The organism is Mycobacterium neglectum, assembly GCF_002591975.1.
Classification (GTDB): Bacteria; Actinomycetota; Actinomycetes; order Mycobacteriales; family Mycobacteriaceae; genus Mycobacterium; species Mycobacterium neglectum.
On the sequence record NZ_NVQE01000093.1, the window covers coordinates 1 to 2,758 of the forward strand.

3 protein-coding genes and 1 pseudogene are annotated in these 2,758 nt (G+C 64.5%); all 4 read right to left on the reverse strand.

Annotation, left to right across the window (positions count from 1 at the left end; all coding sequences use genetic code 11):
• Window positions 1-119: 119 nt before the first annotated feature.
• Window positions 120-353 (reverse strand): preprotein translocase subunit SecG, encoded by a 234-nt coding sequence (gene secG / locus CSQ99_RS30450; RefSeq protein WP_083123435.1) that lies wholly within the window; start codon window positions 351-353, stop codon window positions 120-122.
• A gap of 30 nt (window positions 354-383) precedes the next feature.
• The gene (tpiA, locus tag CSQ99_RS30455) at window positions 384-1,169 is read right to left on the reverse strand and encodes a triose-phosphate isomerase (RefSeq protein WP_099042687.1); all 786 of its coding nucleotides are present in this window, start codon (window positions 1,167-1,169) and stop codon (window positions 384-386) included.
• 52 nt (window positions 1,170-1,221) lie between these two features.
• A complete protein-coding gene (locus tag CSQ99_RS30460) occupies window positions 1,222-2,472 on the reverse strand; it encodes a phosphoglycerate kinase (RefSeq protein WP_099042688.1) in 1,251 nt (416 codons plus the stop codon).
• Between the two features lie 5 nt (window positions 2,473-2,477).
• Window positions 2,478-2,758, reverse strand: a pseudogene (locus CSQ99_RS30465) (glyceraldehyde-3-phosphate dehydrogenase); the annotation flags it as partial.

The following is a 2,758-nucleotide window of genomic DNA, read 5'->3' on the forward strand; positions in this document are numbered from 1 at the left end:
CACCATCGTCGTTGACCAACGACCGCCGCGGCACCGACTGACTCCGATCAAACGAAAGCCGCCCCGGCATCAAAACCGGGGCGGCTTTCACCTGCCTATTGACAAACGATGCCTACATATCAGCTGTATTTGATCTGCAGCGCGACGCCGACGATCGAGACCACCCAGATGCCGACGACGAAGTACGTCAGCCGGTCCAGATTCTTCTCGACGACCGTCGAGCCCGACAGGCTGGATTGGACGCCGCCGCCGAACAGGGTCGACAAGCCGCCGCCCTTGGCGCGGTGCAGCAACACGAGTAGCACCACCAGCAAGCTGGTGACAATCAACGTGATCTGCAGAGCAAGAACCATGGCCGACAGCCTACAGGCCCAAAAGGGCCGCTACGGCAAGGGCCCACCAGCAGCGATGGCCGAAAGAGTGGCGAACTGCTCACCATCGAGCGACGCCCCGCCGACGAGCGCACCGTCGACATCCTCCTGCGCGACGATCTCGCCGACGTTCTTGGCGTTCACCGAGCCGCCGTACAGAATGCGGACGCCGGCAGCCAGCTGTGGCGACGCCAGCTTGACCAGCTCGTCGCGGATGGCCTTGCACACCTCCTGCGCATCCGCGGCACTGGCTACCCGGCCGGTGCCGATCGCCCATACCGGCTCGTAGGCGATGACGGCCTGGCCGATCTGCTCGGGCGTCAACCCGGCGACCGACCCGCGCAGCGATTCGGTGTTGAACTCGACGTGGTTACCGGCCTCGCGGACCTCGAGTTGCTCACCGATGCAGATGATCGGGACGATGCCGTGCTTGAACGCGGCGGCAGCCTTCGCGCCCACCAGGGCGTCGTCTTCGTGGTGATAGGTACGGCGCTCCGAGTGCCCGACAACGGCGTACTTGCAGCCCAACTTCGCGAGAAAGGCGCCGCTGATCTCGCCGGTATAGGCACCCGAATCGTGCTGCGACACGTCCTGCGCCCCGTAGGTGAGGCGCAGCTTGTCGCCGTCGACGAGGGTTTGCACGCTGCGCAGGTCGGTGAACGGCGGCAGCACCGCGACGTCGACCTTGTCGAAATACTTGTCCGGCAGCGAAAACGCGATCTTCTGGACCAGGGCGATCGCCTCGAAGTGGTTGAGGTTCATCTTCCAGTTGCCGGCGATCAGTGGCTTACGGGGCACGGCGATGAGCCTCTCGGGCGAAGAGCGTCATAATTGGCCGCCTTTCCTTGATCTAGGACTGCTCGAGTATTTGGATACCGGGCAGGTCTTTGCCCTCAAGGTATTCCAGCGACGCCCCGCCCCCGGTCGAAATGTGTGAGAAGCCGTCCTCGGGCAGGCCCAACTGCCGCACCGCGGCCGCAGAATCACCGCCACCGACGACGCTGAAGCCGCCCTTGCCGGTGGCCCCTATGATCGCCTCGGCGACACCCTTGGTGCCCGCGGCAAACGCCGGGAACTCGAACACGCCCATCGGGCCGTTCCAGAAAATGGTCTTGGCGTTGGACAGCAGGCTGGTGAACCGCTCCACCGAACCGGGTCCGATGTCAAGGCCCATCTTGCCGTCCGGAATCTGGTCGGCCCGCACGACCTCCGGCGTCGCGTCGGCGGCGAACTCGCCGGCCACCACGATGTCGACCGGCAGGTGGATCACATCGCCGTAGTCCTCGAGCAGCTTGCGGCAGGTGTCGATCATGCTCTCTTCGAGAAGCGATTTACCCACCGAAACACCTTGTGAGGCAAGGAATGTGAAGCACATGCCGCCGCCGATGACGATGCTGTCGGCTTTGGTGGCCAGATTCTCTATGACGGCGAGTTTGTCCGACACCTTCGAGCCGCCGAGCACCACGGCATACGGTCGTTCGGTCGAGCTGGTCAGCTGTTCGAGCACCTTGATCTCGGCCGCCACCAGCGTGCCCGCGTAATGCGGCAGCAGCGTGGCCACGTCGTACACCGAGGCCTGCTTCCGGTGCACCACGCCGAAACCGTCGGACACGAAGGCGCCGGGCGAACCGTCTGCGCCGCTGACGAGTTCGGCGAGCTGCCTGGCCAGTGCGAGACGCTCACTGTCATCCTTGCTGGTCTCGCGGGGATCGAAGCGAATGTTCTCCAGCAACAGGATGTCGCCATCGGTCAGACCCTCCGCGCGCGCCAGCGCATCGGTGCCGACGACATCACCGGCCAGTTGGACGTGCCTGCCGAGCTGCTCGGACAGCGCCGTGGCCACCGGGGCGAGCGAGAACTCCGGCGTCGGACCATCTTTGGGCCTGCCGAGGTGCGCGGTGACGACGACCTTGGCGCCGGCGTCGGCCAACGCGCTCAACGTGGGCACCGACGCGGTGATGCGACCCGGATCAGAAATATGGGCGATGTTTCCGCCCTGGTTCTCGAGCGGGACGTTCAGGTCGGAGCGCACGAGTACGCCCCGGCCCGAAACCCCTTCTGCGAGTAGGTCGGAGAGCGTCTTGATAGAAGACTCTGCCATCGCGGTTAGAGCGACTTGCCGACCAGCGCGACCAGGTCGACAAGGCGGTTGGAGTAGCCCCACTCGTTGTCATACCAGGACACGACCTTGGCCTGGTTGTCGATCACCTTGGTCAGGCCAGAATCGAAGATCGAGCTGTGCGGATCGGTGACGATGTCACTCGACACGATCGGCGCGTCGTAGTACTTGAGGATGCCTTTGAGCGGACCATCGGCGGCCGCCTTGAACGCGAGGTTGATCTCTTCGGCGGTAGGCGCCTTGGACAGCTCGGCCGTCAGGTCGGTAC

Coding starts and splice junctions, on each gene's coding strand:
- secG (WP_083123435.1), bottom strand. CDS start 353: ATGGTTCTTGCTCTGCAGATCACGTTGATTGTCACCAGCTTGCTGGTG.
- CSQ99_RS30460 (WP_099042688.1), bottom strand. CDS start 2,472: ATGGCAGAGTCTTCTATCAAGACGCTCTCCGACCTACTCGCAGAAGGG.